Origin of the sequence: Spongiactinospora gelatinilytica (assembly GCF_003236385.1) — a bacterium.
Classification (GTDB): domain Bacteria; phylum Actinomycetota; class Actinomycetes; order Streptosporangiales; family Streptosporangiaceae; genus Spongiactinospora; species Spongiactinospora gelatinilytica.
Window position 1 is genome coordinate 1 of record NZ_POUA01000603.1, and the last position, 2,752, is coordinate 2,752.

Below are 2,752 nucleotides of genomic sequence, written 5' to 3' on the forward strand. Positions count from 1 at the left end.
CTGCTCCGCCCGGCCTCCAGATCGGCCGGGCGGAGCAGCAGCCACGCCCCGATCACGATGATCAGTGGCAGCCCGACGGACCTGGTCAGCGTGGCGGCGGCGACCAGAAGCCCGATCGCGCACGCCGTACGCCGCCGGGGCGCCCGCGAGATCCCCAGGCACACCGCCGACAGCACCAGGAACGCGAACAGCGTGTCGGAGACCAGCAGGTGCTCCAGCTCGATCTGGTAGGCGTCCAGGAGCACCGGCGCGGCGGCGAGAGTGGCCGCCCAGCGGGGGGCCCGCAGCCGCCGCGCGACCGTGTGCACCAGGACGCCGATGGCCACGCCGAGCGCGTGCTGGACGAAGACGACCAGCCCGAAGGAGTGGAACGGCCGGAGCAGGAGCAGGAAGAAGGAGTAGCCGGCCGGGCGTACCAGGTCGGGGCTGGGCCGCATGGCGGTGACGACGTAGGTGTAGGCGTCGGGGAACCACAGGGCGGGCTGGAAGCCCAGCATGGCGAGGACGCGCAGGAGGACGCCCAGGGCGAGCACACCGGCGAACCATCGGTTCGCGCGTAGGCTCGCGCTCAGTGTTGACATCCTCCTCTCCCTAAGGGAGAGGAATCCAACCGTCACCGGCCGGCCTTCCTGCTTCACCACCGGTCGCCCGCCAAGGAGAACTCCTCTTGAGGACTTACACCAGCTCCACAGGCGTTTCACCTCTCCGCAAGCCCTGCGGCGAGGATGTTCTTCGCGGCGTTGACATCCCGGTCATGGACCGCGCCACAGGCACACTCCCATTCGCGGACGCTCAACGGCAGCTTTTCTTTCAAGGTGCCACATGCCGAGCACAGCCTGCTGCTGGGAAACCAGCGGTCCACCGCCACCAGCTCACGCCCGTACCAGCCCGCCTTGTACTCCAGCATGCCGCGCAACTCCCGCCAGGCCGCACCCGAGACGGCGCGCGCCAGCGAGTGATTCTTGACCATGGTGCGGACGGTCAGGTCTTCCACGGCGATCACTTGGTTCTCGCGGACAAGCCGTGTGGTGACCTTGTGCAGATGATCTCTTCGCCGGTCGGCGATCCGGGCGTACACCCGCGCCACCTTGAGCCGGGCCCTGGCCCGGTTGCTCGAGCCCTTCTCCTTCCGGGCATGCGCCCGCTGCGCCTTGGCCAGTTTGCGCCGGTCCCGGCGCTCATGCCGCGGATTGCGGATCTTCTCCCCGCTGGAGAGCGTGGCCGGCGCGGTGACACCCGCGTCCACGCCCACCCTCGCCTCCACCGGTGGCAAAGGTGGGATCTTCTCCTCGACCACGATGGACACGAACCAGCGCCCCGCCGCGTCTGTGCTCACGGTGACGGTGGACGGCTCGGCCCCCTCCGGCAGGGGACGCGACCACACGATCGCCAGCGGCCGGTCCATCTTCGCCAGCGTCAGGGTGCCATCGCGGAAGCGGAACGCCGAGCGGGTGTACTCCGCGCTCGCGCGGGACTTCTTGCGCGACTTGAACGTGGGGTACCTGGCACGCTTGGCGAAGAAGTTCGCGAACCCCGCCTGAAGGTGCCGCAACGCCTGCTGCAACGGAACCGACGACACCTCGAACAGGAAGTCGTACTCGCCGCCGCGCTTCCATGCCGTCAGCATGGCCGACGATTCCACGTAGGAGACGCGGCGGCCTTCCAGTGCATAGGCGCGGGTGCGTTCTTCCAGGGCTTTGTTGTAAACGAGGCGGACGCAGCCGAACGTCCGGGCAAGCTCTTCGGCCTGCTCGGGAGTCGGGTGGAAGCGGTACTTGTAGGCCCGCTTCACGGTCTGCACCATGCCTCACATAATATCGCGAGATCAGCTGAGGATCGCGCGAACATTCGATACGGCGGAGAGTCTGGTGGCTGATCGCCTGCCCCCCTGTCCTGCTCCGCAGGGGCCCGATTCCTTTCCGCCTGCAGGCGGGGGTCTCCTCGGAGGTAATTGATGAAAGGTGCCGGTTTCGACCTCGCGCGGTGGCCACGAGCGGGCCGGGTGCTCGCCGTGGGCTCCGCCGTGCCCGCCCTCGCGCTGGCCGGCTGGCTCACGGCGGCCCTGCCGCTGCTGCTCGTGGGCCGCTTCGCGCCCGTGTTCGCCCTGCTCACGGGCGTGCCGCTGGCGGTCCTCGCCTGCTGGGCGGGAGCGCGGCAGGTGTCCGCCCCGATCGAGGCGCGCGCCTGGCACGTCGTGGCGGTCTTCGCCGTCGCGATCGGATCGGGCGTGTTCAACGCGCTGCTGCACGCGGAGCAGCTCATCGTGCGGCGCGATCCGGCCACCTACGCGCTGAGCGCGGCGTGGGTCGCCGAGCACGGTTCGCTGCCGATCCCCTACCAGGACGCGGCGTTCGGCGGGCCTGACCCGGCGCTGCTCTTCGACAGCGTCGGGTTCTACGACTTCGAGGGCGCGGTCGTCCCGCAGTTCGTGGCGGGGCCGTCGCTGATCTACGCGGTCGGCCACTGGGCCGGGGGCGTGACCGGCCTGCTGCTCACCCCCGCCGTCCTGGGGTCGCTCGCCGTCCTCACCGTGGCGGGGGCCGCCGCCCGCCTGATCGGCGGCCGCTGGGCCCCTCTCGCCGCCCTGGCCTTCGCGATCAGCCTGCCCATCCTCTACACCTCCCGCACCACGTTCAGCGAGATCCCCTCCCTGATCATGATCTTCGGCGGCCTGATCCTGTTCGTCGACGCCACCACTCCTTCCCGGGCTGCCAGGGGCGGGCGGAGGGTGGTGGCGTCGACGAACAGGATC

At 69.8% G+C, this 2,752-nt stretch carries 3 pseudogenes; 1 reads left to right on the top strand and 2 read right to left on the bottom strand.

The annotated features are described in order from the left end of the window. Together C1I98_RS37540 and C1I98_RS37545 are read right to left on the bottom strand one after the other, a co-directional pair. Positions 1-581: pseudogene (locus tag C1I98_RS37540) on the bottom strand (hypothetical protein); the annotation flags it as partial. A gap of 30 nt (positions 582-611) precedes the next feature. Beyond that, positions 612-1,804, bottom strand: a pseudogene (locus tag C1I98_RS37545) (RNA-guided endonuclease InsQ/TnpB family protein); the annotation flags it as partial. A gap of 150 nt (positions 1,805-1,954) precedes the next feature. Here C1I98_RS37545 and C1I98_RS37550 point away from each other — a divergent pair. Then, positions 1,955-2,752, top strand: a pseudogene (locus C1I98_RS37550) (hypothetical protein); the annotation flags it as partial.